A 24,620-nucleotide genomic window follows, 5' to 3' on the forward strand; every position below is an offset into this window, starting at 1 on the left:
TCGATGGATTTACGGTTTCAGCGCACCCACTTACGCACGTCGCCCGGTCGGGTTGAGCGTTCTGGGCGCGCCAGCGCCCTGCTCAGCCCGGCCGGGCCCTCGGCGGGAGCGACGGTCTGTACGCCCCACCCAGCTACGACATCCTGCTCTTGACGTTGAAGTTGGCCTTCCTCAACTCCGGTCAGGAAGGAGTCTTTCCTCGTGGTCGAGCTCGCGTTCGAGGATGCGCAGGCCTTCGTCGTTGAGGTTGCCGGCGTCGCGCCAGCGCAGGAGTTCTTCGCGCTGGGCCTCGATGGTCATGCGGCGGACCATGAGAGCGGCCTCGTACTGCGGTGAAGCCGGGACCTCGTCGGAATCGGCCTTCTCCAGCAGATCCAGGCGGCGGCGGTACCTCTCCAGGCGCACCTCGAGCTGCTTGCGCATGTGCTCGATGGCCACGTCCTCGACGTGGTCGTGCTTCTCGGCCTGGATGTCGTCGAGCCGGTCCAGTGCGGCCTGCACCGACGCCGACCGGGCCTCGTTGCGCTCGCGGGCCTCGTCGGTCTTGTTCGCCCGCAGGCCCAGCCAGCGCACCAGCGGCGCGAAGGTCAGGCCCTGGCCGAGCAGGGTCACCAGCACCACCACGAAGGCGCAGAAGTGCAGCAGTTCCCGGTTCGGCACCGACGCGGGCAGCGTGAAGATGGCGGCCAGGCTGATCACGCCGCGGGTGCCGGCCCAGCTCAGCGCCGTCACCTCGCGTCCGCTGAGCGCCTTCTCGGGGTCGCGGGGTGTCCGCGTGCCGCCCTCGGCATCGCCCTCGACCTCGGACTCGCCGCCCAGCCGCATGTGCAGCGAGCGCGGCAGCAGCTGGGTGAGGATCAGCCAGAGCGGGCGCAGGATCAGCGTCACGCCGACCGTGACCGCCACCGCGATGACGATGGTCGAGGTCGAGTAGTTGCTCAGCTCGTCCACCACGGTCGGCAGCTGCTGACCGATGAGCAGGAAGACCAGGCCCTCGAGCAGGAAGTCAACCAGCCGCCAGACCGCGGTGGTCTGCAGCCGGCTGGCCGCGATGCTGTGCCGCGACGACTCGTGCCCGATGATCAGGCCGGCGATCACCACCGCGAGCACACCGGAGACGTGCACCGACTCGGCCAGCACGTAGGCCGCCAGCGGCGTCGCCAGCGACAGGGCGTTCGAGCTCAGCGGGTCTTTCCGGAACGGCCGCAGGAACCGGACGGCGTACGCCACCACGATGCCGGCCACCACGCCGCCGATCGCCATGACGAAGAACTTGAGGGTGGCCGAAGGGAAAGAGAAGCCGTCGCCGTCGGCGGCCGCGATCGCCACCGTGAGGATGGTGAGCGCGGTGGCGTCGTTGAGCAGGCCCTCACCCTGGATCAGGGTGATCAGTTTGCCGGGCAGTCCGGCCCGCCGACCGACGGCCAGCGCGGCCACCGGGTCGGGCGGGGCCACGGCCGCACCCAGCGCGATGCCGGCCGCGAGGGTGGCGCCGCCCACCCACCAGCTGATGCCGAACCCGATGAGCAGTGCCGTGGCCAGCACCAGCAGCACCGAGAGACTGATGACGGTGCGCAGGTGACGCCGGATGTCGAGCAGCGACGAATCCAGCGCCGCGCTGTAGAGCAGGGGCGGGATCACGTACGTCATGATCAGCTCGGGTTCGAGCTCGACGTTCGGCCCGGGCAGGACCGCGTACGTGATGCCGGCGATGGTCAGCAGGGCGGCGGCCGGCAGTCCGGTTTTCTCGGCGATCCACCGCATGGCGATGATCACCGCGACGGCGGCCAGGATGAAGAGCAGCGTTTCTTCGACGTGCACAAAACCATCTTTCCCCGCCCGCCCCGCCGATGCGGGCCGGGCGGGGAAAGAGCGGCTGTCAGTAGCGGTAGTGCTCGGGCTTGTACGGGCCCTCGATGTCGACGCCGAGGTATTCCGCCTGCTTCTTGGTGAGAGTCGTCAGGCGTACGCCGAGGGCGTCGAGGTGCAGCCTGGCCACCTTCTCATCCAAGTGTTTCGGGAGGACGAACACCTGCTTGACGTACTCACCCGGCTTGGTCCACAGCTCGATCTGCGCCATCACCTGGTTGGTGAAGGAGTTCGACATCACGAAGCTGGGGTGGCCGGTGGCGTTGCCCAGGTTCATCAGGCGCCCCTCGGACAGCACGATCACCGAGTGACCGTCGGGGAACCGCCACTCGTGCACCTGCGGCTTGATCTCGATCTTGTCGATGCCGGGCACCTTGGCCAGGCCGGCCATGTCGATCTCGTCGTCGAAGTGACCGACGTTGCCGACGATGGCGTTGTGCTTCATCGAGGCCAGGTGCTCGGCCGTGATGATGTCGGTGCCGCCGGTGGTGGTGATGAAGATGTCGGCTTCGCCGATGACGTCCTCGATACGGACGACCTGCATGCCGTCCATGGCCGCCTGCAGCGCGCAGATCGGGTCGACCTCGGTCACCACGACGCGGGCGCCCTGGCCGCGCAGCGTCTCGGCCGAGCCCTTGCCGACGTCGCCGTAGCCGCAGACCACGGCCAGCTTGCCGCCCAGCATCACGTCGGTGGCCCGGTTGAGGCCGTCGACCAGCGAGTGCCGGATGCCGTACTTGTTGTCGAACTTGCTCTTGGTGACCGCGTCGTTGACGTTGATCGCCGGGAAGAGCAGCGTGCCCTCCTTGGCCAGCTTGTACAGCCGGGCCACACCGGTGGTCGTCTCTTCGGTCACGCCGCGGATCTCGCCCGCGATGCGGGTGAACCGCTGCGGGTCGTCGGCCAGGCTGGCGCGCAGGGTCTCGAGGATGATCCGGTACTCGTGGTTGTCGTCCTCGGTGGCCTGCGGAACCGCGCCGGCCGCCTCGAACTCGACGCCCTTGTGTACGAGCAGGGTGGCGTCACCGCCGTCGTCGAGGATCATGTTCGGGCCCTGGCCGTCGCCGAAGTCGAACAGGCGCATCGTGGCCCACCAGTACTCCTCCAGCGTCTCGCCCTTCCAGGCGAAGACCGGGACACCGGCGGGGGCGTCGACAGTGCCGTTGGGGCCGACGACGACCGCGGCGGCCGCCTCGTCCTGCGTCGAGAAGATGTTGCAGGACACCCAGCGCACCTGGGCGCCGAGCGCGATCAACGTCTCGATCAGGACGGCGGTCTGCACGGTCATGTGCAGCGAACCGGCGATCCGGGCGCCGGCGAGCGGCTTGCTCTCGCCGAACTCGCTGCGCAGCGACATGAGACCGGGCATCTCGTGCTCGGCCAGGCGCAGCTGGTGACGGCCCGCCTCGGCCAGCGAAAGGTCGGCGACCGCGAACTCGACCCCGTTGACAGAGGTCAGACGGCTTTTGGCAAGATCTGTGCTCACGCGAGGGCTCCTCCCTCATCAGGAGGCGCCCTTGAGGTCATGAAACCCGGGCCGAGCGTGGCGGAGACCGGCCGAACCGGTTCCGTCGCAGCGCCTCTCGACGCGGGCAGGTAATACCTTAACCCGAGTGCCCGACTTATTTCCCGCCACCGTCGTGAGGATCAAGCCCCGGCCATGAGGCTCCGCACTCAGCTCACCCTCACCGTGACCGCGCTCGTCGCCCTCGTGGTCGCGCTCGCGGGCCTGGTCATCGTCGTGCGCATCGACCACCGGGACCGCGACGACCTCGACCGGCTGCTGGCCGCCCGGGCCGACCGGGTGAAGGCGGCCGCGACGAAGAACGGCTCGCTGCCGACGGACGGCACGTTCGCGATCCGCCTGATCCGCAACGGCGAGATGCTCAAGCAGGTCGGCTCGTCGGCCGGCTTCCCGCTGCCCGAGGGCGACGGCTACGCGACGGTCAGCTCCGGTGACGACGAGTGGCGGGCGCTGACCCAGACCTTGGTGACCGGGGCTCAGATGCAGATTCTGGTCAGCCTGGACGCCCTGGAGGAGCAGCACGACGATAACGTGCTGGTCGTGGATCTGCTGGTGCTGCTCGCCGCCGTGCTGAGCGCGGCCGGGGTCTGGTTCGCCACCGGCCTCGTCCTGCGCCCCTTCCAGCGTCTGCTGTCGGCGGCGCGCGATCTCGACCCGGCCGACCCGGACCAGCACCTGCCCGAGGTGAAGAGCCCGCGCGAGGTGGCCGAACTGACGACGACGCTCAACGATCTGCTGGCGCGGGCCCGTTCGTACGAGCCACCCGAGCCGGACGGCGTCCGGCTTACGCCGTCGCCGTCGTCCGCGTCCTCGTCCGCGCCGTCGCCGCTCTCGCCTTCGTCGGAGGCCGTCGCGCCATCGGCGGCCGTCGCCGCGCCGACGGTAGAGATCCGGGCCGTCGAGCCGCCGGCGCCCGCTCCCGCTCCGGTCGAGCCGCCCCCGGCTCCCGCCCCCGTCGAGCCGCCGCCTGTTCCCGCTGCCGTCGAGCCGCCGCCGGCTCCCGTTTCGACCGCGGCCGACGAGCTGCGGCCGAGCCTGGCCGGCCTGGGCGCCCAGCTCGACCAGCTGATGGACAATCCCGACATGCCGGCCACCCAGCGCCACCTGCTGCTGGCCCTGATGGCCGACGAGCACCGCCGCATGGTCGCCCTGCTCGACGGTGACGCGTGACCAGTCCCGCGATGGGCTGACCACACATCAAAGCTCTTCCATAGACCCTCAAAAACCCCTCATCCTGGACGGGGAGGTGGGGGTCCGCGTGAAGCATCCGTACCCGATCCGCGAGATCGCCGCCCAGGCCGGTCTGAGCCAGGCCACCGTGGATCGCGTCCTGCACCACCGAGGCGGCGTCCGCGAAAGCACAGTCCGGGACGTTCACCAGGCCATCGCCGCCCTCGACCGCCGGCACGCGAACTCGCCCCTGCCGGCTCGCACCTTCACCGTCGACCTGATCGTCCACGACCGCTCCCGGGCCGGCGCCGCCCTGCGGGCCGAACTGCCCACCTTGCGGCCCGCCGTGATCCGCCCGCGGCTGCGCCCGGCCACCGACCCGCTGACCGAGCTGACCAAGGTGGCGCGTTCTCATTCCGACGGCCTGATTCTCGAGGCGCCCGAGTCACCCGAAGTGATCGAAGCCGTCGGCCGCTTGTCGATTCCGGTCGTCACCCTCAACACCGACCTGCCGACCAGCAAGCGCGTGGCCCACGTCGGGCCGGACCACGCCGAGGCCGGCGCCACCGCCGCCTACCTGCTGGATCAGTGGCTGGCCGCCCGAGCCGGCGACGTCCTCGTCGTCGTCCGGCCGCCTGCCTGTCCCGCCGCCGGCGACGCCGGGCCCGGCCCGGACGCGGCGCTCGAGTGGGCTGCTCGATCCCCGGGCGCGCGGCCGCCCACGCCGGCCGCCGGAAGGGCGCGGCCCTCGCGCGGTCCGACCGGGCCGGCCGAGGCGGCCACCGCCGACCGGGTGGCCGGCTTCCGGACCGAACTGAGCTCCCGTTCCCCGAACCGCCGCCTGCTGGCGACCGACCCGGCCCGCTTGGCCGGCGAACTCGCCGCCAACCCGGCGATCCGGGCCGTCTACACTCCCGAGGCCGGCCACAACTCCGCGGTGATCGCTCAGTTCGCCGCCGGGCAGCGCAACTGCGACGCCTTCGTGGCGCACGGCCTGGACGACGAGAACGCCGCCCTGCTGCGGGCCGGCCACCTGTCCGCCGTCCTGCATCACGACCTGCGCTCCGACTTGCGTGCGGCCTGCCTGACCATTTTGCAGGCGCTCGGTGCGGTGCCCGGCCCGATCCGTTCGGCCTCGTCCAGCGTACGAATAATCACCCCGCTCAATCTGCCGCCGGCGTGAGATCGCGGCGCGCCCGCTCGCGAAGCCAGACGAACACCAGCACCGCCGCGCTCGCCAGGGCCGGGAAGATCAGCGCCACCCCGCCGCCCCCACCCTCGCTGCGATCGACGACCAGCGAGCCGCCGTCGGCCAGCAGCACGTTAACGGTGGTCGCGACCATGTTGTTGGCCACGTGGAACGCCATCGCGGCCTCCAGGCCTCGAGTGACCAGCCCCATCAGGGCCGTGCAAATCGAAAAGAAGACGTAGTAGCCGATGAGCCAGGGATCACCGGCCGCGTGCGAGAGGGCGAACGCGAGGCTCGAGACCACGAGCCCCGCGAGGAAGGCCGGCCGCACCGCGCGGAACCACGACCCCGCCGCCGGAAGCATGGCGCCCCGGAACATGATCTCTTCGCCGGCCGACTGGATCGGGGTCGAGAGAAGCACGACGGCGAGCAACGCCACGGTCGTGCCGCTGACGCCGAACTCCTTCCAGCCCGTCGCGTCGGGCGCCACGGCGGCCACAGCGGCGGTGCCGGCCCCGACGATCACGACCGAGCCGGCGAAGGTGACCGCCAGACGCCGCCGGTCGAAGCGCCGGGGCGAGCTGAAGACGCTGTGCCACGGCACCCGCGCGAACCGCGCGACCAGCACCACGGCCAGCAGCGCCGTCAGGCCGGTGCTGATGTTGGCCGCCAGCAGCTTGAGCGGGGTGAGCGTCGACTCGAGCGGGTCGCCGTCCTCGACCAGACCGGCCAGCAGATAGAGCCCGAGCTGCAGCAGAAGAAGGGTCAGCGGCAGCGCGGCGATGACGATCAGCGACTTCCACCACGCCATCCGGATGTGCGTCCCGAAGGGGCGCGTGTCATCAGGGTTCACCGCTGGATCCCAACCCCGGTTGCCGGAACACAGTCAAGCGCCGAGAAAAGATGCGGCCGGCTGTCCGGACGGGGTGGGCGGCGTTCGTCATGTGGGTGAAGATGCGGAACGAGACAGGGAGACAACGATGAAGTACATGATGTTCGTCTGCACCGACACCGAGCCCGAGACCGACGAGTCGCGCGTGCCCGACATCGAGGTGTGGGTGGCCGAGAACGACGCGGCCGGGCGGCGGCTTGAGGGCAACGTGCTGGCTCCGCCCAGCGCCGCGACCACGGTGCGGGTGCGCGGCGGCGAGGTGTTGCTGACCGACGGGCCGTTCACCGAGACCAAAGAGGTGATCGTCGGCTTCGACATCCTGGAGTGCGCCGACCTCGACGAGGCCATCGCCGTCGCCGCCGCGCATCCGATGGCCCACGGCGGCCGGGTCGAGCTGCGGCCGTACGCGGATCTCTGAGCCATGGACGCGGTCGCCGTCGCCCACCGTGAGCACTGGGGGCGCATCGTCGCCACGCTGATCCGGGTGACCGGCGACTGGACCCTGGCCGAGGACTGCGCACAGGACGCCCTGGCCACCGCGCTCGAACGGTGGCCGCGCGACGGAGTTCCCGGCAATCCGGGCGGCTGGCTGATGACGGTCGCCCGGAACCGGGCCCTCGACGTGCTGCGCCGGGCCGCGGTGGAGGATCGCAAGCTGCGGGAGGTCGCGATGACCGAAGCGCCGCCGGCCCCGGACGATCGGCTCCGGCTGATCTTCACCTGTTGTCATCCGGCGCTGGCGCTGGAGGCTCGGGTCGCGCTCACCCTGCGTACGGTGGCGGGCCTTTCGACGAGTGACATCGCCCGCGCCTTCCTGGTCACCGAGTCGACGATGACGCGCCGGCTCACCCGGGCCAAGTCCAAGATCGCGGCGGCGCGGATCCCGTACCGCGTGCCCGAGGGCGACGCCCTCGGCGAGCGCCTGACCGGCGTACTGGCAGTGCTTTATCTGCTGTTCAACCGCGGGTACGACGGCGAGCCGGTGCTGGCCGACGAGGCGATCCGCCTGACCCGCATGCTGGGCACGCTGATGCCGGCCGAATCCGAGGTGTCGTCCCTGCTGGCGCTTTTCCTGCTGCAGCACTCGCGCCGCCACGCCCGCCGAGACGCGTCCGGCGACCTGGTGCCCCTGGACAAGCAGGACCGCGACTGCTGGGATCGCCCGGCGATCGCCGAGGCAGTGCAAATTCTGCACCGTACGCCCATCGAAGGCCCGTACGCCCTACAGGCCCGCATAGCAGCCTGTCACGCCACCGCCCGCACCCCCAGTGACACCGACTGGCCCTCAATCGCACTCTGGTACGACGAGCTCGCTCGCATACAGCCAACCCCAGTGATAGCCCTGAACCGCGCCGTCGCGCACGGCTACGCCCACGGCCCCGCCCAAGGCCTGAAGTTGCTCGAACAGGCCCAAGAGATCAGAAACGACTACCCCATGGTCATCGCCGCCGAAGCCGACCTGACCGCCCGCGCCGGCGACAACCAACGAGCAGCCACCCTCTTCCGAGAAGCCGCCGCCGCCACGACCGACGGCCCCGAACGCCGAGCCCTCCTGACCCGAGCCGCCGAACTCCAGCCTTAGCCGCCGGGGCCTGACGCCTGGTTGCGGTGGGACGGTTTGGGGGCGGGGGATGGCCCACTACGGGCGGTCAGGCTTGATCCCTGCGTGGACCATCCCCCGCCCCCAAACCTCGGTCAGCTTGCGCTGGGTGGTGGGTCGCTGCGAGACAGGAAGCCGCCTTCAGGTCTCGGCAACCGCGGAAGAAAGGAGTCCAACGCCGTCGCGACGACGCACAACGCCGCCGCGACAACGTCCGACGGCTCGCGGCTAAGCCTTAATCTCGACGACCGTGCCGCCCGCCCCGGACGAAAGCAGATCCAGCGCCGCCGCGACAACGTCCGACGGCTCGCAGTTGAGTCTCAGACCTCGGCGACCCTGCCGCCCGCCCCGGACGAAAGCAGATCCAGCGCCGCCGCGACCACGTCCGACGACCGCGGCTGAGTCTCAGATCTCGATGACCGTGCCGCCCGCCCCGGACGAGAGCAGATCCAGCGCCGCCGCGACAACCTGCGCGGGTGGAATCAGTGGCGCAGCCACAGCCCGCTCGGTGGGTGACATGGCGGCCAGCTCGGCGTGGGCCCGGTCAAGCCCGATCCACCCCGGCACCAGGCAAGTCACCCGCGTGCCGCCGATCCGAGCCGGATCCCCCAGCGCGGTAGTGAAACGGATCAGCCCCGCCTTGGCCGCCCCGTACTCGGGAGACCCGTACGGCGTGGTCTCCGCCCCCGCCGACGAGGCGATGTTCAGGACGGCACCCCCGCCGAGCCGTTCCATCGGCCCCAAAGCGAGCTGCGTCAGATGCATCGGCGCGCGCAGATTGAGATCGAGCGTGTGCGCCCAGGCCGAAGCGGGCGCCACCGGAAACTGCGACCCAGCCGTCCACCCACCCGCGTTGTTGACCAGCAAGTGCGGCCCACCGGTTTCGACAGCCACTGCGATCAGGCGCTCCGCGTCCGCCGGGTCGGTGACGTCACACCGTACGCCCAAGCCTTTGACCTCATCAGCAGTCTCCGACGCGGCGGCCAAGTCAAGATCAGCGGCGACGACATAGGCCCCCGCTGCAGCCAGTCCCACGGCAAGATGCCGCCCCAGCCCCGAACCCGCCCCAGTCACCACAGCGACGTCCACGGTCCCGAAGCTAAGCCACACCCCACCCCGCCGCCACCCAAGCAACCAACCAAAGCCAGTCAGCCACCCGAAGCCCCAGCCGCGAGCCCGCCGCCGACCGTGAGCTCGCCGAGTGTCAGTCCTCCGCCAGCCGCGAGATCGCCGCCAACCGCGACTTCGCCGGTGTGAGTCTGCCGCCGCCGCGAGTCCGCTGGCTGTGAGTCCGCCGCCGGGTGTGAGTTCGCGGGGTGTGAGTCCGTCCGCTGCGAGTCCGTCGGCTGTAAGTCCGCTGGCTCCGAGCCCGTCGGCCGTGAGTCTGCCGGTAGGGGGTTCGCCGGCTGCTAGCCCTATGGCCGCGAGCCCACCGGCCGCCTGAGAACCGACCGCAAGAAAGCCAAGGTTTGGGGGCGGGGGATGGTCCACGCAGGGATCAAGCCTGACCGCCCGTAGTGGGCCATCCCCCGCCCCCAAACCGTCCCACCGCGACCATCAGGACCTAAGCAGCCGCCAGCCGATTAGAAGCGTCGAGGGCACGAGTAGACCACCGCACAGCGTCCATGTACTGCGGCGCCAGGTCGTAAGTCCCCAACTCTCCACGTTCATACGAGTCGACCGCCCGCAACACCTGACCGAGCCTCCCCGCACCTTCGGTAAGGGCCGAAGCCACAGCCGGCGCCAGCGGGAACTGTTCAGCCATCTCGGCCGACGGGATGCCCAACACCTTGGCCACCCCGCTGATCACACCCGACATGAACGCCGCGTCAGGCTGCGCCCCGAACCATTGGGCCACGTTTTCGCACAGCCGGGCCCGGGTCAGGACGCCCAGCATGTGTTCCTCGGTGGCCCCTCCCACGTCGTCGAGCACCATCAGCATCGCCCACTGCCTGATGTGCTTCAGCCCCACCATCACTACTGCCTGCCGCACCGACGACACCCGGTTGGCGTGCCCCGCCGCGACCGAGTTGCTGGCCCTGAGCACTCGCAGGGACAGCGCCGGGTCGCTGGCGATGATGGCCACGATCCGGGGCATGTCGGTTTCGGGGGCGCTGAGCGCAGTCACGAGCTCAAGCCCGCGTAGCCGGGAGGGCGAGAGGCTGGCCACCGTCAGCACCTGGGGCTGGCTCAGCACGTACCCCTGGCGCAGTTCCATGCCGTAGCGGTCGGCCAGCGCGAGCTGTTCCTCGGTTTCGAGCCGCTCGGCCACGAGCTGGATGTTCGGGAATTGGCGGACGGCCGCGACCACCTCGTCGAGGACGCTTGCATCGCCGTCGAGAAGATCCAGTTTGACGTACGAGGCCAGGCCGAACAGCTGCTCGTGGCCGGAGCCCCAGACGAAGTCGTCCAGCGCGATCCGGTAGCCCGCTTCGGCCAGGCGCGTGATCCCGGCGATCACCTCATCGTCCATCTCTACCGTCTCCAGCACCTCCAGCACCACCTGGGCCGGGCCGAAGGGCAGGGGCAGCTCGCCGGCCAGGAATTCGCGGGTGAGGTTGATGAAGCAGAGCCGGTCGCCGGCGACTTCACGGATGCCGAACTCGGTGAACGCGTTGATCATCACGGTGCTCGTGGCGTACGTGTCCTGCCTGCCGGCCGCCACCGCGTCCATGCTGCCGCGGAAGAGCAGTTCGTAGGCGACCACGTCACCGTGCGCATCGAAGATGGGTTGGCGCCCGACGTGCACGAGCTTGGTGCCGTCGCCTGCCTCCGATGGTTTCACGCGCTGCCTATCGGCCGGACGGGTGCCGAGTTGATGACTTGGCCGGTGTTGATCCGCCGGTCAGCCACCACGGGCTCGAGTAGGCCAGGCCGAAGTCGTTGCTGGCGTGCCCTTCCGGGCCGGGTGTCGGGTTGTCCAGGGCCGGGTCGGAGACGCGCAGCACCACCCAGTCGCCGTCGGCGATGTCGAGCGGCACGGTGACTTCGACGACCGGGCCGGGGGTGAAGTGGACCAGGCCGGCCACTTCGGGCGCGTCCGTCCCGGGCCGCAGCACCTGCAGGCAGAGCGGCCGCTCGGACAGCACGGGCCCTGGGTCGAGGTCGATCCGGAAGGTCACGTCGCCCTTGGCGAGGGGCAGGCGGCTTCCCATCCGTACGCCGTTGGCTGTCGCGTCGAGCCGCAGCGCGTCGACCCGGCTGGCGAAGAACCGCCGTTCCCGCATGGCGGCCAGCACTCCGGACCGGGTGTTCCGGGTGACCCAGAGACCCGTGCGTCCCTTGTCCTCGTCGTGTCCCCAGTCCGCGCCGTGTTCGTCGGAGACGCCGGTGAGCCCGGTCCGCCAGCCCGCGTTGAGGCAGGTGACCAGCGGTGAGGCGTGTGTCGGCCAGCCGCCGAAGAGGTAGTCGTCGCCGTTGTTGAACATTTCCAGCGCGACCATGCGGTCGGCGATGCGCGGGTCGTACGCGAAGTCGCCGAACTGTTCGCGCTGGCGGCCCGGGTGGTTGAAGCTGGCGATGCCGGAGGTGCCGGCGAGCCAGTCGTACAGCTTTGTGGTGTCGCCGGCCGCGTTGAGGTCGGTGAACTCGTCGGTGAACCAGATGTTGATGTGGCCCAGGTGCGAGTGCGACCACTCGAAGCCGCGCATCGTCGTGTAGTCGCCGGGCCGGTAGGCGACGTCGGCCAGCTTCCCCAATTGCCGCCATTTGTGCGCGGTCAGCCCGGTCAGCGCCTGGTCGGTGGCGTGGTCGGTCAGCGCGGCGACGTCGACCCCGGCCGACCGCATCGAGCCGAAGGCCAGCTCGGGTTCGCCCATGCCGTCCGACAGCAGCGTGTGGTTGTGCAGGTCGGCGTAGGCGAGGGTGGTGCCCCGGCTGATCTTCGACTGTCGCCGGCGGCCGGCCGCCTGGGCGCGACCGGGTGTCGCGGCCAGCACGGCCAGTCCGCCGGCGGCGGCCAGCAGGGATCGTCGTCGGACACGGTTGTGGTGGTGGGGCACGCTCACTCGAGGAGCATGTCAAGGCCCCGGGCGAACCCGGAGGTGAATCGCGCAAGGGGCGCCCAGGATTGGTCCGTACGAGGTCGCCGGTCAGGCCGTGAGCCACCAGGGGCTGGTGTAGGCCACGCCCCAGTCATTGCACGGGTGGCCGGACGGGCCGGGGGAGGCGTTGGCCTGGGTGGGGTCGGAGACGCGGATGACCACCCAGGCGCCGTCGGCCAGGTCGAGCGGCACGGTGAACTCGGTGGTCGTGCCGGCCACGGCGTCGATCACGTCGACCACCTGCGGGGCCCGCGCTCCCGGGCGCAGCACCTGCAGCTTGAGCGGCTTGCCGGCCCAGTCGGGGCCGCGGTCGAGGTCGACCGCGAAGCGGATGTCACCCCGGGCGGTGGGCAGGCTGCTTCCCATCCGTACGCCGTTGGCCGTGGCGTCGAGGCGGAGTCCACTGACCCGGGTGGCGAAGAAGCGGCGGGCCCGCATCGCCTCGAGCACCCCGTTGCGGGTGTTCTCGGCCACCCACAGACCCGTGCGGCCCTTGCCTTCGGGGAAGCCCCAGTTGGTGCCGTGTTCGTCGGTCACGCCGGTGAGCCCGGTGCGCCAGCCGGCGTTGAGGCACGCGTTGAGCGGCGAGCTCTGCCCGTTCGACCAGCCGTCGAACAGGTAGTCGTCGCCGCGGTTGAACATCTCGAGGCCGACCATCTGCTCGCGCAGGCTCGCGTCGTACGAGAAGTCGTTGAACCGCAAAATCTCGCGGCCGGGGTGGTTGAAGCCGCTGATGCCGCCCGATCCCTCGATGAAGTCGTACAGCTTGCCCATGCTGGACGAGCTGCCCAGGTCGGTGAAGTTGCCGCTGTACCAGACGTTGACGTGCCCGAGCAGCGGGTGCGACCACTCGAAGCCGCGCAGCGCCGTGTAGGCGCCGGGCACGTTGGCGGCGTCGGCCAGCTGCCCGGCCCGCCGCCATTCCGAGGACGACAGCCCTTCGACCGCGAACAGCGTGGTGTGGTCGGTCAGCGCGGCCACGTCCAGGCCGGCCGAGCGCATCGAGGCGAACGCGTTGGCCGGGTCGCCGTCGCCGTCCGACATCAGGGTGTGGTTGTGCAGGTCGGCGTGGACGAGCGCGGTGCCCTGGGTGAGGCGCGAGCTGCGGGAGGCGCCGGTGGCCCGCTGGGGCGTGTTGTCGACGGCGACGCCGGTGGTGGCGGCCTGCGCGGTGCCGGGGGTGGCGGCCAGGACGAGGAGGCCGCCCGAGGCGGCGAGCAGGGATCGGCGGCTGAGGCTGTCGGGGGAGTGGTGGTGGTGCTCGTGGCCGGTCATGGGCCGAGCATCGCAAGAAAGCGACAGCGATGGATGTCTCAGCGGTGAACGGTGGTCTGCCAGAGGCTGTCGTCCGTGGCGAGCAGAACCGTCGTGCCGCGTGCGGCCACGGCGACCGGTTCGGCCGGTGTGCTGCGACGTTCGTCGCCGATCCACAATCTCTCCGCGACGACGACGCTCTGTCCATCGGCGACGGCCAGGTCCCGTACGTCTGACCCGCCCACGAAGGCGCCGGTGACCGTCCATGCGCCGTTGTGCCGCCGCCAGACCTTCCCCAGGCCGGCCGCCACCACGTCGTCGCCGTCCCGGACCGCGCGCTGGAGCTCGGTGAGGTCGGAAGTGTCGACGGCGACCTTCCCGTCCGGCGACCAGCCGCCGGGGCCGGCGATCCAGGCCGCCGCGCCCGTGGCCGCTCCGCCCACGACCAGCCACCGCCCGTCGGCCAGCGGCACGACGTCGCGGGCGACCGTGCCGGCCGTGCCCGACTCGCTCAACGTGAACGTCTTGCCGTCGGGCGAGAACCAGGCGGCGGCGCCGCTCGTGCGGTTGCCCGCGATGGCGAATCCGGCCGGCCCGGCGGCGATGGGGCCGACATCGATGGCTTCGTCCCCGCCGTACGTCTCGAAGGGTGCGGCGTTCTCGGCCATGCGCCCGCCCTCGAAGCGCCAGGTGCTGACCCGCGGATTGCCGTGGGCGCCGCCCGGCGTGGCTCCGACCATGGCAACCCGGCCGCCCGCGCAAGCCACGCTCTTGATCACCTGCCGCGGACCGTAGTAGCTGGACGGTAGCGGCGTGAAGGTGACCGCTGCGCCGTCGCTCCAGGCGGCCGGGCGGGTCGAACCGTCGGCTGCTTTGATGCCGCCGGCCGCCCACCAGTGGCCGTCGCAGTCGGCCACGTCGCTCAGCACCACGGCGCCGTCGGCCGGCAGATCGATCCTGGTCCACGCGAGGTCTTGCGGCCGATTGCTGCAAGCGGCGAGCAGCAGCACGACGAGCGTGAAAGAAACCGATCGCTTCACGGAAATACCAAACAATCTGCCGGAAACTGCTGACTAAAGCTTGTGGACTACGTCACAGCAATCTTATGGTCACAGCCACGTTCCCTCTCCCCGTCCAGAGAAGAGTTCGTCGATGTCCCTGGCTTTCCGAAGGCCCGTCGCCGTGGCCGTCATAGCGTTGAGCGCCGTCGCGGTCGTCCCCGCCGGCGCTGTCCAAGCCGCAACCGTCCCCACTGCCGCGCCCGCGGTCACCCGAGCCGCTCTCGACCCCGCGCTGGTGGCAGGCCGCGGCGCGTCCGTCGCCTTCCTCGAGCAAGAGGCGGAACGGGCCAAGACCAACGGCACGGTGATCGGGCCCGACCGCACCGCCTACACCCTGCCCGCCGAGGCGTCGGGCCGGTCGGCCGTGCGCCTCACCCCGGGCCAGTACGTCGAGTTCACGCTGCCGAAAGCGGCCAACGCGATCACCGTGCGCTACAGCATCCCCGACTCGGCCACCGGCGGCGGCCTGACTGCCCCGCTCGCCGTCAAGGCCGGGAACACCAGCCGCACGATGACGCTGACCTCGCAGTACTCGTGGCTCTACAACCAATATCCGTTCACCAACGACCCCAACGCCGACCTGCTGCACCCGGACTGGTGGATCACCGAGTGCGCCTGCGTGCCCGCCGCCACCACGCCGGCTCCGGTGATCACCAAGCCGTTCCGGCCCAGCCATTTCTACGACGAGCAGCGCCTGTTGCTCGGCCGCACGGTCAAGGCGGGTGAGAAGGTGCGCCTCACCGCGTCGTCGGCGGTGCCCTGGACGGTGGTCGACCTGCTCGACTCGGAGCTCGTCGGACTTCCGTACGTCAATCTGCTGGCCGCCAACGTGCTGGCTTTCGGGGCCGATCCGACCGGCAAGCGCGACTCCGCCCCCGCCTTCGACAAGGCCATCGCCTTCGCCAAGAAGGCCAAGCTCAAGGTTTACGTGCCGCCGGGCGTCTTCCGGGTCGACCGGCACATCATCGTCGACGACGTGACGATCGAGGGCGCCGGCAACTGGTACACGGTCATCAAGGGCCGCACGGTGGCCCTCTCGACGCCGGCCGCCGACGGTTCGACCCACACGAGCGTCGGGTTCTACGGCAAGTACGCGGACGAGGGCGGCAGCCGCAACGTCCACCTCTCCGGCTTCGCCATCCAGGGCGACGTGCGCGAGCGCATCGACATCGACCAGATCAACGGGATCGGCGGCGCGATGAGCGACTCGACGATCAAGAACCTGTACATCCAGCACACCAAGGTCGGGCTCTGGTTCGACGGGCCGATGTCGAACGTACGGGTCGAGAACAACATCATCGTCGACCAGATCGCCGACGCCCTGAACTTCCACACGGGCGTCACCGGCTCGCTGGTGCGCAACAATTTCGTCCGCAACAGCGGCGACGACGGCCTGGCCATGTGGGCCGAGAAGACGACGAACGCCGGCAACACCTTCGACCGCAACACGGTGCAGACGCCGGTGCTGGCCAACGGCATCGCGATCTACGGCGGGAAGGACAACGTCGTCTCGAACAACCTGATCGCCGACCCGATCCGGGAGGGCAGCGCGATCCACGCCGGTTCCCGGTTCGGCGCCGAGCCGTTCGCGGGCACGCTCAAGATCACCAACAACACGACGGTGCGGGCGGGCACGTACGAGCTGAACTGGAACATCGGGCTGGGCGCGATCTGGATTTTCGCGCTCGACCGCAGCATCGAGGCCGACATCCAGGTCACCGGCGACCACTACCTCGACAACACGTACAACGCGATCATGATGGTCTCGGACTGGCCGGTGAAGGACCTGTACTCGATCCCGAACGTCCACTTCAAGGACGTGAAGATCGACGGCACGGGTACGAGTGTGCTCAGCGCACGCGTCGCCGGGGGCGCCAGCTTCGAGAACGTCGACGCCCGCAACGTGGGCGCGGTGCCGGTCAACAACTGCGGCTCGTTCGGCTTCACCCCGGCCGGCTCCGAGTTCACCGTGACCGACCGTGGCGGCAACGACGGCTGGCTCGCGCCGTGGCTGCTGCCCAACACCATCACCTGCGACGACCGCCCGCCGGTGGTCGCTCCGCCGGCGCCGGCTCCCTGGTAGCTCGTCGTCGTTGTGACGGAGTGCCGTCCCGCTCGAACGATTCGGGCGGGACGGCCTGCTCTTGGTAGCCTTTTCGATCGGGAGTCGTCAGTCGGAGGGTTACGTTGAGTCACACGCTGCTGGTCACCGGTGGAGCCGGGTTCGTCGGTTCCGCCCTGATCAAGACCCTGCTGACGGACTATCCGGCGGCGGCGATCGTCTCGCTCGACAACTACTTCACCGGCGTGCCCGAGAACCACGTCAACGACCCCCGGGTCACCTACCTCGACGGGTCGACGGCCGACCTGGCCAAGATCTGGGCCGATCGCGGGCTGCCCAGCCCCGAGATCGTCTTCCACCTCGGTGAGTACTCGCGGATCGTCACCTCGTTCGAGGACCACGACCTGACCTGGGACTACAACCTGCTCGGGACCAAAGAGGTGGTCAAGTTCGCCTCGGCCGCCGGGGCCAAGCTGATCTACGCGGGCTCCAGCTCGAAGTTCGGCAACGACGGGCAGGACGAGAACCTCAACCCGTACGCGTGGACCAAGGCCAAGAACATCGAGTACATCAGGAACTACTCGAACTGGTACGGCCTCGACTACGCGATCACGTACTTCTACAACGTCTACGGCCCCGGCCAGATCACCAGCGGCAAGTACGCGACGGTGATCGGCATCTTCGAGGACAAGTACCTACAGGGTGAGCCGTTGCCGGTGGTCTCGCCCGGCACCCAGACTCGCGACTTCACCCACATCGACGACATCGTGCGCGGCATCGTGCTGGTCGCCCAGAAGGGCAGCGGCGACGGCTATCTGCTCGGGGCCGGGCACGAGTGGCCGATCATCGAGGTGGCGCAGATGTTCGGCGTGCCCTACGAGCTGACCCCGGCCCTGCGCGGCGAGCGCACCCGCGGCCAGGCCGACAACACCAAGGCGGCCGAGCTGGGCTGGCGGCCGGCACACCGGCTGGACGACTATGTCGCCGCGTTCGTGGCGGCCAACCCGCGCTGAGCGTTCTTGTGTGAGGTCGCGCCGAGCCGGCGGAGCAGCGGGAACGCCCAGACGGCGCCCAGCGCGAGGGCCAGTGCGACGGTGCGGGCGTCGGCCCCGCCATGCCAGAAAAGCCCGGCGAGCCACGGCGTGACGACGACCGTACGAAGAAACAACGCGAATCCCATGCCGATCGGTTGCCCGGGCGACTGACACGTTCGGGCCCGCCGTGGCCCGGAAGGGTCACTGGCGATAGCGGGGCAGCCGCACTTCCATCACCAATCCGGCCGGCGTCAGCGGTACCGCCCGCACGGTCCCGCCGCGGGTGCGGATGAGCTGCCGGACGAGCCACAGACCGAGCCCCCGGTCGTCCGGCGGCGGACTCTGCCGGCGCATCGCCGTCATCAGCTCCGGCGTGGGACCGCCCTGGTCGGCCACGGTCAGCCGCAACCGGCGCCCGTGCAGCCCGGCCGACAACCGGATCCGCCCGGGGGAGTAGCGCACCGCGTTGCCGACCAGGTTGATCAGGATCTGCCGGGTGTGCTGCGGATGCACGAGCCAGCGCCGGGCGGCCGAGCTGGCCCCCACGGCGAGCCGATCGCCGGGCGCGGTGGCCGCCACGACCGGCAGCACCTCGTCCAGCGGCGCCGGATCGGCCGGCAGGGTGTTGAGCTCGCGCGCGACCGCGGCCGCCTGGCGCAGCACCGACTCGGCGTGCGAGACGTGTTCGGCGGCCAGCTGGGCCAGCGCCGCCCGGCGCTCCGGGCTGGGCTGGTCCTCCAGAGCCCGTAGCAGCGAGGTCAGGGTGGCCACCGGCGGCCGCAACTCGTGGCAGACGCTGCGCAACGCCAGCAGCGCGGGCTCCGGCTCAGGTCGGCGTGGCCTCAAACGCATGAGTCGGCTTCCCTCGGGAATGCGCGCGCCATGCGTGCAGGCATCCGGATCGCCATCGTCGACGACCATCCCCTCTTCGTGCGTGGACTCGAGCTGCTGCTGCCCGAGGTGAGCAGCGGCCGGGCCACCGTGGTCGCCAGCACCAACGACGCCGCGGCGGCGGCCGGCCTGGTCCGCCGGGTCGTGCCCGACCTGGTCATGGTCGACCTGCACATGCCACCGCCGGGCGGGGTGCGCGCGATCGCCGCCATCCGGCACGAGGCGCCGCGCGTACGGGTGCTGGCGATGTCGGGTGACGACGACCCCGGGCCGGCCGTGCAGGCGTTGCGGGCTGGGGCGGAAGGCTTCCTGCCCAAGAGCAGCGAGCCGGCCGACCTGCTGCAGCCGTTGCTGGCCGCGCTGGACGGCTGGGTCGTGCTGCCGTCGGAGCTGCTGGCTGCCGTGATGGCCCAGGCGCCCGGGCCGCGGCGGATCGGTGTGCCGCTGTCCGAGGAGGAACGTGACCTGCTGCAGCTGATCGCGGCCGGGGTGTCGACGACCGAGATGGCCGGGAAGCTGCACGTCTCGGAGCGGACGGTGAAGCGGCAGACGGCCACGCTGCTGCGCAAGCTGCGCGTCTCGAGCCGGGCCGAGGCGGCCGCGCTCGCCGGCAGTGCCGGGCTGCTCTGACTCACCATGGCCCAGCGCGTTCCCGGCGGCCTCCCGATCAAACGGTGAATGTGCGGATGATCAGGAACATATTGAGCGCGATGATGAGCCCTGCCGCCAGCACGGCGATCGCCGTCGTCACCGGGTGGTTGGTCTGGTCGCCCATGATGTCGCGGCGGCGGGTCAGCCAGATCAACGGGATGAGGGCGAACGGCACCCCGAACGAGAGCACCACCTGCGACCAGACCAGGGCGGCAGTGGGGTCGGCCCCGACCAGCAGAATCACCATGGCCGGGGTCATCGTGACCAGGCGGCGCAGGGTCAACGGGATCGTGCGGCCGATGAACCCCTGCATCACCACCTGACCGGCGTACGTACCGACGCTCGAAGAGGCGAAGCCGGAAGCGAGCAACGCGATCGCGAAGGCCAGCGCGGCGTACTTGTCGAGGGTGACGCCCAGCCCGGCGTGGATGCCTTCCAGCGTGTCGGTGCCCGGGATGCCACTGCCGAAGAACAGCCGGGCCGCGATCGTCAGCATCACCAGGTTGACCAGCCCGGCCAGACCCAGGGCGACCAGCGTGTCGACCCGCTGGCAGCGCAATACCGTACGCCGCTCGGCCGGATCGGCGGCGGCCGGAGCTCGCGACTTGGTCAGCGCCGAATGCAGATAGATGACGTGCGGCATGACCGTGGCGCCCAGAATGCCGGTGGCCAGCAGCAGGCTGTCGGTGCCGGAGAACGTCGGCACCAGCCCGCCCGCGATCCCGGCCACGTCGGTGCCGGCCCGCAACGCGTCGTAGATGAAGCCGAGCAGGATCACCCCGAGCAGCCCGCCGATCACCGCCTCGAACCGCCGCACGCCCCGCCTCTGCAGCCCGAGCAGCGCGAACGCCACCACGCAGGTGATCAGCCCGCCCACCGGCAGCGGAATGCCGAAGATCAGGTACAGCGCCAGCGCGCCCCCGATGATCTCGGCCAGGTCGGTCGCCATGGCCACCAGTTCGGCCTGCACCCACAACACCCGCGACACCCGGCGGGGCAGGTGCTCACGGCACAGCTGCGGCAGGTCGCGGCCGGTGACCACGCCCAGCTTGGCCGAGAGCGACTGGATCAGCATGGCCATCAGGTTGGCGGCCACGATCACCCACACCAGCTGATAGCCGAAGGTGGCCCCACCGGTGAAGTTGGTGGCGAAGTTCCCGGGGTCGGCGTAGGCGATGGCAGCCACAAAGGCCGGCCCGAACCAGGGCGCGACCCGCGCCACCTGTCGCTTGATCGGCAGCGCGACGTCGAGAACCACCATGGCCGCCTCTGTCCCCCGTTCCGGTGACCTGACCGGGCCAGACCGGGACCCGTACGGGCCAGGTTCGACGCCGGGTGGTTCGGCACGAGCGGGCCACCGGCTGACCCGCCAGGGACATGCCTCCGGGTAGGTGGGTTGGCGTACCGCTTCCACCGCTTTTGGAGGACGTCATGTTCAAGCACGTCGATTACTTGCAGTTCCAGGCCAAGCCGGAGAAGCCGGACGCGTTCTTCGCGGCGAAGCTCCAAGAGCTCGTGGGCGGCCAGTTCGGCGAGATGACCGTGATGATGCAGTACCTGTGGCAGGGCTGGTCGTGCCGCGTGCCCGGCAAGTACAAGGACATGATCATGGACATCGCGACCGAGGAGATCGGTCACGTCGAAATGCTCACGACCATGCTGGCCCGCCTGCTCGAGGGCGGCCCTGCCGAAGCCACGGAGAAGGCAGCCGCGGCCAACCCGGTGCTGGCGGCCGTGCTCGGCGGCCAGAACCCGCAGCACTCGATCGTCACCGGCGGCGGCCCCATGCCGACCAACAGCCAGGGCGTGCCGTGGCAGGCCGGCTACATCGTGGCCAGCGGCAACCTGCTGGCCGACTTCCGCTCCAACGTGGCCGCCGAGGCCCAGAGCCGCCTGCAGACCAGCCGCGTCTACAACATGACCGACGACCGCGGCGTCAAGGACATGCTCCAGTTCAACCTGGCCCGCGACACCTACCACCAGCAACAGTGGCTGCTGGGCATCGAGCAGCTGATCGAGGACGGCTTCACCGACAGCCCGATCGAGCAGAGCAACGGCGACGTCGAGAAGGACTTCGCCCGCCGCACGTTCTACAGCTTCGACCCCGAAAGCCAGGCCGCCGAAGGCCGCTGGGCCCGCGGCGAAACCCTCCTGGGCGACAAGATCGAGTACGTCCCCGACGCCCAGCCCCTGACCGACGACAAGCCCCTAGGCCCCGCCCCCGACCCCAAGCTGTTCGTCACCTACGACGGCTCCCAGGGCAAGGGCAAGCCCGGCACCGGAGCCGGCGCCCACGCCCAAGGCATGGCCAACGTGGTGAACAAGATCAAGGGCGCCCTCGACTAGTGATCCCCTACTACTCAAGGCCGGGCGGGCCTCCCGCCCGGCCCAAGTAGTTGCGGCACTTCTTCACCGGAATCGCTGCATGCGCCGGTTGTCAGGCTCGGACCAAGCAGAGCGAGACAACCGCGATTCCATCAGCGCGGCGGTATGCCTCAAACCCGGTGGTGATGACCGCCGCATCGAGCAGATCGCCGCCGAGTTTGTCCGCGCAGCCAGGCGAAGTGACGGACATCGTCATCGCTCACCGACTAGACAGCTTGACCTCGAGCGCCACGATCCGTTGATCGGCGCGCTGGATAGTGAGGTCCACCTCGTGCCGGCTGTCTCAGGTGCGTAGGTCATGAACAGTGGCTTCAGCTGCCTGCGCGTAGATCCGCACGCTGAGCGTTACCAGCGACTCGAACAGGGCGCTCAGCAGGGGACCGAGCCGGCGTACCGGCGCTGAATCGTCGATCAGTACAGGTACGTCTACACCGAGCAGCCGGGCGGCGAGCGCCGGGTCGGCGAGGTGGTGTTTCGGCGCGGCACCGAGTGTGCTAGATGCGACGTGGGCCGCAGGCCCTTGTAGTCCAAGGGATAGAGCATCGGTTTCCTAATGTGGATGGACCCCGATTCCCTACGCGAACTAGCAGAAGCACCCAGCAAGGGCCCCTCTGTTACAGAGCACTCGCTCGAGGTGTGCTCCGCGGGTCGAGCGATCGACGGCCAGCGGTGAGCCGACTTCAGACCCGCCCGGATCGTAGATCCAGGGAGAGGTTCGAACCCGGGGGACCGGACGTTGCAGCATGCGAACCGCTCGATTGTTATCGCGGCTGTTCCGCTACGGGTTCTAGCAAGGTCAGAATCTCGTGACACCGGTCAGGCGGCCTCGCCGCGCGGCTCGAAAACCACTTTGAGGCCCACGTCCGGCGCGGTCGCCAAGCGTTCCGTCACCGCCAAGGTCGAAATGGTTCGGCCGGCCACGAATCGGGCAACCGCGGACTGCATCATGCCCGATGCGTTGCCCGCTGCGCCTGGCTCGAGCAGCGAAGGGCTCATGAAGCTCGCCAACTGAACGGACGAGCTCGAACTCCAGCCGCGCAGCGTTGTAAGCGTCAGCTGCGCCGGGCTCAGCCATCCGCCGTTCCCGCATCGCGGGCCCAACCGCCGCCTTCACTCAAGACCTCGCAGTCCTAATCCACGACCTTTTGGCCTAATCGATGCATCGCACCAACGCACTGCACGCCCGGCCGATTTCCCGTTCGTCCCGCTTACGCCTCGTGTGGAAGATCGTCAACAGCGGTGGTCAAGGCGAACCGCAACCTTACGCTGTGCGGCAAGCCACGGTCCATCGGCCGGATCGTCGTGGCAGCTTGCGGGTCGTGTCGGATCCGTGCGATGCACATGCCAGGATGGAGCCCTTACGCTGAGAACTGAGGGGTGATCGTGCCGCCGAAGAAGAGAAACCAGTCCGAGAGCTTGGAAGCAACACTCTGGGCTGCCGCGGACAAGCTTCGTGGAAGGATGGATTCAGCCGTATACAAGCACGTCGTGCTCGGTCTAATCTTCCTCAAATATGTCTCGGACACCTTCATGGTTCGGCACGCTCAGCTTACCAAGCTGGTCGACGACGAGTCTTCCGACTACTTCATGCCGACGCTCGAGGCGAAGAAGTCAGTACTTGATGACCGCGACGAATATACCGCCGAGGGAGTGTTCTGGGTCCCCGAGGGGCACCGCTGGGAGGATCTACGCACGGCCGCGAAGCAATCCGACATCGGCAAGCGCGTCAACAACGCGATGGATGCGATCGAGCGCGAAAATCCGACGTTGAAGGGCGTCCTCCCGAAGAACTACACGCAGGCCGAGCTGCGCAGCGAGGACCTTGGCGGCCTCATCGACACATTTTCCCGGCAGGATCTCGCGGCGGCCGAGTTCTCCGGCCTGGATGTGCTTGGTCGCGTGTACGAATACTTCCTGGGCCAGTTCGCTTCGAATGAAGGCAAGAAGGCCGGCGAGTTCTACACCCCCCGCCCGGTGGTCGAGCTTCTCGTCGAAATGCTCCAGCCCTACCGAGGACGTGTTCTCGACCCAGCCTGCGGCTCGGGTGGCATGTTTGTGCAGGCCGATAAGTTTGTCGCCGCCCACGGCGGATCGCGCAATGACATCTCCGTATTCGGTCAAGAGTCCAATCCGACCACGTGGAGGCTGGCGAAGATGAACCTCGCGCTGCGCGGCATAGAGGGCAACCTCGGCCCGCAGTGGGGTGACTCATTCCACGCCGACACCCACCCTGACCTCCGGGCAGACTTCGTGATCGCCAACCCTCCGTTTAACGACAGTGACTGGGGCGGCGAACGGCTCCGTAACGACGTGCGCTGGAAGTACGGCTCGCCACCCATCCAGAACGCAAACTACGCGTGGCTGCAGCACTTCCTGCATCACACTACGCCCATCGGTACGGTTGGTACCGTCCTGGCGAACGGTTCGCTGTCGTCGCAGCAGAACGGTGAGGGCGACATCCGTAAGGCGATGATCGAGGACGACGTCGTCGAGTGCATCGTCGCCCTGCCCCCGCAGCTCTTCTACGGAACTCAGATTCCTGTGTGCCTTTGGTTTCTCACCAAGAACAAGGGATCGGTCAGCCGGCACGGCCACACGACCCGCGTTCGCACCAATGAGACGCTCTTCATTGACGCCCGCAAGCTCGGGGCAATGACCACGCGCACGCTTCGTGAATTCACCACCGACGATATTCTGCGCGTCGCAGACGCGTACCACTCTTGGCGCGGGACCGACACGAGTACCGACACGCCCTACGAGGATGTGCCTGGTTTCTGCCGTTCCGTGTCGACGGCCGAGATCGGCCAGAATCACTACACCCTCACCCCCGGCCGGTACGTCGGCTCCGAAGATATCGAAGACGACGGCGAGCCTCTTGGTGAAAAGATCGCTCGCCTCTCTGCCGAGATTCGCGAGGGGTTCGAGCGGCGCGGAGCACTTCAGGACGCGGTACTGATCGCTCTTGACTCATTGGACCCGGAAATTGGCTGAGGT

The 24,620-nt window shown here is 69.2% G+C and carries 21 protein-coding genes; 9 read left to right on the forward strand and 12 right to left on the reverse strand.

Annotation, left to right across the window (positions count from 1 at the left end; translation table 11 throughout):
* Window positions 1-171: 171 nt before the first annotated feature.
* Together OWR29_RS06400 and ahcY are read right to left on the reverse strand one after the other, a co-directional pair.
* Window positions 172-1,821, reverse strand: coding sequence for a Na+/H+ antiporter (locus OWR29_RS06400; protein ID WP_267561574.1), 1,650 nt, complete (start codon window positions 1,819-1,821; stop codon window positions 172-174).
* Window positions 1,822-1,879: 58 nt separating this feature from the next.
* Window positions 1,880-3,355, reverse strand: a complete 1,476-nt coding sequence (gene ahcY / locus OWR29_RS06405) for an adenosylhomocysteinase (RefSeq protein ID WP_267561575.1) — start codon at window positions 3,353-3,355, stop codon at window positions 1,880-1,882.
* A gap of 174 nt (window positions 3,356-3,529) precedes the next feature.
* On the opposite strand from ahcY, the gene OWR29_RS06410 reads away from it, so the two are divergent.
* Window positions 3,530-4,564 (forward strand): HAMP domain-containing protein, encoded by a 1,035-nt coding sequence (locus OWR29_RS06410; RefSeq protein ID WP_267561576.1) that lies wholly within the window; start codon window positions 3,530-3,532, stop codon window positions 4,562-4,564.
* 88 nt (window positions 4,565-4,652) lie between these two features.
* The gene (locus OWR29_RS06415) at window positions 4,653-5,747 is read left to right on the forward strand and encodes a LacI family DNA-binding transcriptional regulator (RefSeq protein WP_267561577.1); all 1,095 of its coding nucleotides are present in this window, start codon (window positions 4,653-4,655) and stop codon (window positions 5,745-5,747) included.
* Here OWR29_RS06415 and OWR29_RS06420 read toward each other — a convergent pair.
* Window positions 5,728-6,564 (reverse strand): CPBP family intramembrane glutamic endopeptidase, encoded by an 837-nt coding sequence (locus OWR29_RS06420; protein ID WP_267561578.1) that lies wholly within the window; start codon window positions 6,562-6,564, stop codon window positions 5,728-5,730. The two genes, OWR29_RS06415 and OWR29_RS06420, sit on opposite strands and share 20 nt — an antisense overlap.
* Before the next feature lie 169 nt (window positions 6,565-6,733).
* Here OWR29_RS06420 and OWR29_RS06425 point away from each other — a divergent pair, with 169 nt between their 5' ends.
* Window positions 6,734-7,063 (forward strand): YciI family protein, encoded by a 330-nt coding sequence (locus OWR29_RS06425; RefSeq protein ID WP_267561580.1) that lies wholly within the window; start codon window positions 6,734-6,736, stop codon window positions 7,061-7,063.
* Between the two features lie 3 nt (window positions 7,064-7,066).
* Window positions 7,067-8,227 carry an RNA polymerase sigma factor gene (locus OWR29_RS06430; protein WP_267561581.1) on the forward strand — a complete coding sequence of 387 codons (1,161 nt, stop codon included), beginning with the start codon at window positions 7,067-7,069 and terminating at the stop codon, window positions 8,225-8,227.
* Between the two features lie 423 nt (window positions 8,228-8,650).
* Here OWR29_RS06430 and OWR29_RS06435 read toward each other — a convergent pair whose 3' ends face one another.
* From OWR29_RS06435 to OWR29_RS06455, 5 genes are all read right to left on the reverse strand, one after another.
* Complete coding sequence (locus OWR29_RS06435; protein WP_267561582.1) at window positions 8,651-9,334, reverse strand: SDR family NAD(P)-dependent oxidoreductase; 684 nt, start codon at window positions 9,332-9,334, stop codon at window positions 8,651-8,653.
* Between the two features lie 475 nt (window positions 9,335-9,809).
* Window positions 9,810-11,030: an EAL and HDOD domain-containing protein gene (locus OWR29_RS06440; RefSeq protein WP_267561583.1), complete on the reverse strand. Its 1,221-nt coding sequence runs from the start codon at window positions 11,028-11,030 to the stop codon at window positions 9,810-9,812.
* A gap of 7 nt (window positions 11,031-11,037) precedes the next feature.
* Entirely contained in the window at window positions 11,038-12,252 is a 1,215-nt protein-coding gene (locus tag OWR29_RS06445; RefSeq protein WP_267561584.1) for a CehA/McbA family metallohydrolase, read from the reverse strand.
* Between the two features lie 84 nt (window positions 12,253-12,336).
* On the reverse strand, window positions 12,337-13,563 hold the full coding sequence (locus tag OWR29_RS06450) for a CehA/McbA family metallohydrolase (RefSeq protein ID WP_267561585.1): 1,227 nt from the start codon (window positions 13,561-13,563) through the stop codon (window positions 12,337-12,339).
* 38 nt (window positions 13,564-13,601) lie between these two features.
* Window positions 13,602-14,582 (reverse strand): hypothetical protein, encoded by a 981-nt coding sequence (locus tag OWR29_RS06455; RefSeq protein ID WP_267561586.1) that lies wholly within the window; start codon window positions 14,580-14,582, stop codon window positions 13,602-13,604.
* A 112-nt stretch (window positions 14,583-14,694) separates the two neighbouring features.
* Here OWR29_RS06455 and OWR29_RS06460 point away from each other — a divergent pair, with 112 nt between their 5' ends.
* On the forward strand, window positions 14,695-16,686 hold the full coding sequence (locus OWR29_RS06460; RefSeq protein WP_267561587.1) for a glycosyl hydrolase family 28-related protein: 1,992 nt from the start codon (window positions 14,695-14,697) through the stop codon (window positions 16,684-16,686).
* Window positions 16,687-16,790: 104 nt separating this feature from the next.
* Window positions 16,791-17,678: an NAD-dependent epimerase/dehydratase family protein gene (locus tag OWR29_RS06465; RefSeq protein WP_267561588.1), complete on the forward strand. Its 888-nt coding sequence runs from the start codon at window positions 16,791-16,793 to the stop codon at window positions 17,676-17,678.
* On the opposite strand, the gene OWR29_RS06470 is transcribed toward OWR29_RS06465, so the two are convergent.
* Window positions 17,642-17,845, reverse strand: coding sequence for a hypothetical protein (locus OWR29_RS06470; protein WP_267561589.1), 204 nt, complete (start codon window positions 17,843-17,845; stop codon window positions 17,642-17,644). The two genes, OWR29_RS06465 and OWR29_RS06470, sit on opposite strands and share 37 nt — an antisense overlap.
* 55 nt (window positions 17,846-17,900) lie before the next feature.
* The gene (locus OWR29_RS06475) at window positions 17,901-18,551 is read right to left on the reverse strand and encodes a sensor histidine kinase (protein WP_267561590.1); all 651 of its coding nucleotides are present in this window, start codon (window positions 18,549-18,551) and stop codon (window positions 17,901-17,903) included.
* 30 nt (window positions 18,552-18,581) lie between these two features.
* Here OWR29_RS06475 and OWR29_RS06480 point away from each other — a divergent pair, with 30 nt between their 5' ends.
* Complete coding sequence (locus OWR29_RS06480) at window positions 18,582-19,220, forward strand: response regulator (RefSeq protein WP_267561591.1); 639 nt, start codon at window positions 18,582-18,584, stop codon at window positions 19,218-19,220.
* Window positions 19,221-19,257: 37 nt separating this feature from the next.
* On the opposite strand, the gene OWR29_RS06485 is transcribed toward OWR29_RS06480, so the two are convergent.
* Window positions 19,258-20,502, reverse strand: a complete 1,245-nt coding sequence (locus OWR29_RS06485; RefSeq protein WP_267561592.1) for an Nramp family divalent metal transporter — start codon at window positions 20,500-20,502, stop codon at window positions 19,258-19,260.
* Between the two features lie 170 nt (window positions 20,503-20,672).
* On the opposite strand from OWR29_RS06485, the gene OWR29_RS06490 reads away from it, so the two are divergent.
* Entirely contained in the window at window positions 20,673-21,587 is a 915-nt protein-coding gene (locus OWR29_RS06490; protein WP_267561593.1) for a manganese catalase, read from the forward strand.
* 855 nt (window positions 21,588-22,442) lie between these two features.
* Here the strand turns inward: OWR29_RS06490 and OWR29_RS06495 are convergent.
* Window positions 22,443-22,622, reverse strand: a complete 180-nt coding sequence (locus tag OWR29_RS06495) for a hypothetical protein (protein WP_267561594.1) — start codon at window positions 22,620-22,622, stop codon at window positions 22,443-22,445.
* Window positions 22,623-23,003: 381 nt separating this feature from the next.
* Between OWR29_RS06495 and OWR29_RS06500 the strand changes: the two genes are divergently transcribed.
* Complete coding sequence (locus tag OWR29_RS06500; RefSeq protein ID WP_267561595.1) at window positions 23,004-24,617, forward strand: class I SAM-dependent DNA methyltransferase; 1,614 nt, start codon at window positions 23,004-23,006, stop codon at window positions 24,615-24,617.
* The last annotated feature ends 3 nt before the right edge of the window (window positions 24,618-24,620 follow it).

This window comes from Paractinoplanes pyxinae, assembly GCF_026626335.1.
GTDB classification, from domain to species: Bacteria; Actinomycetota; Actinomycetes; order Mycobacteriales; family Micromonosporaceae; genus Actinoplanes; species Actinoplanes pyxinae.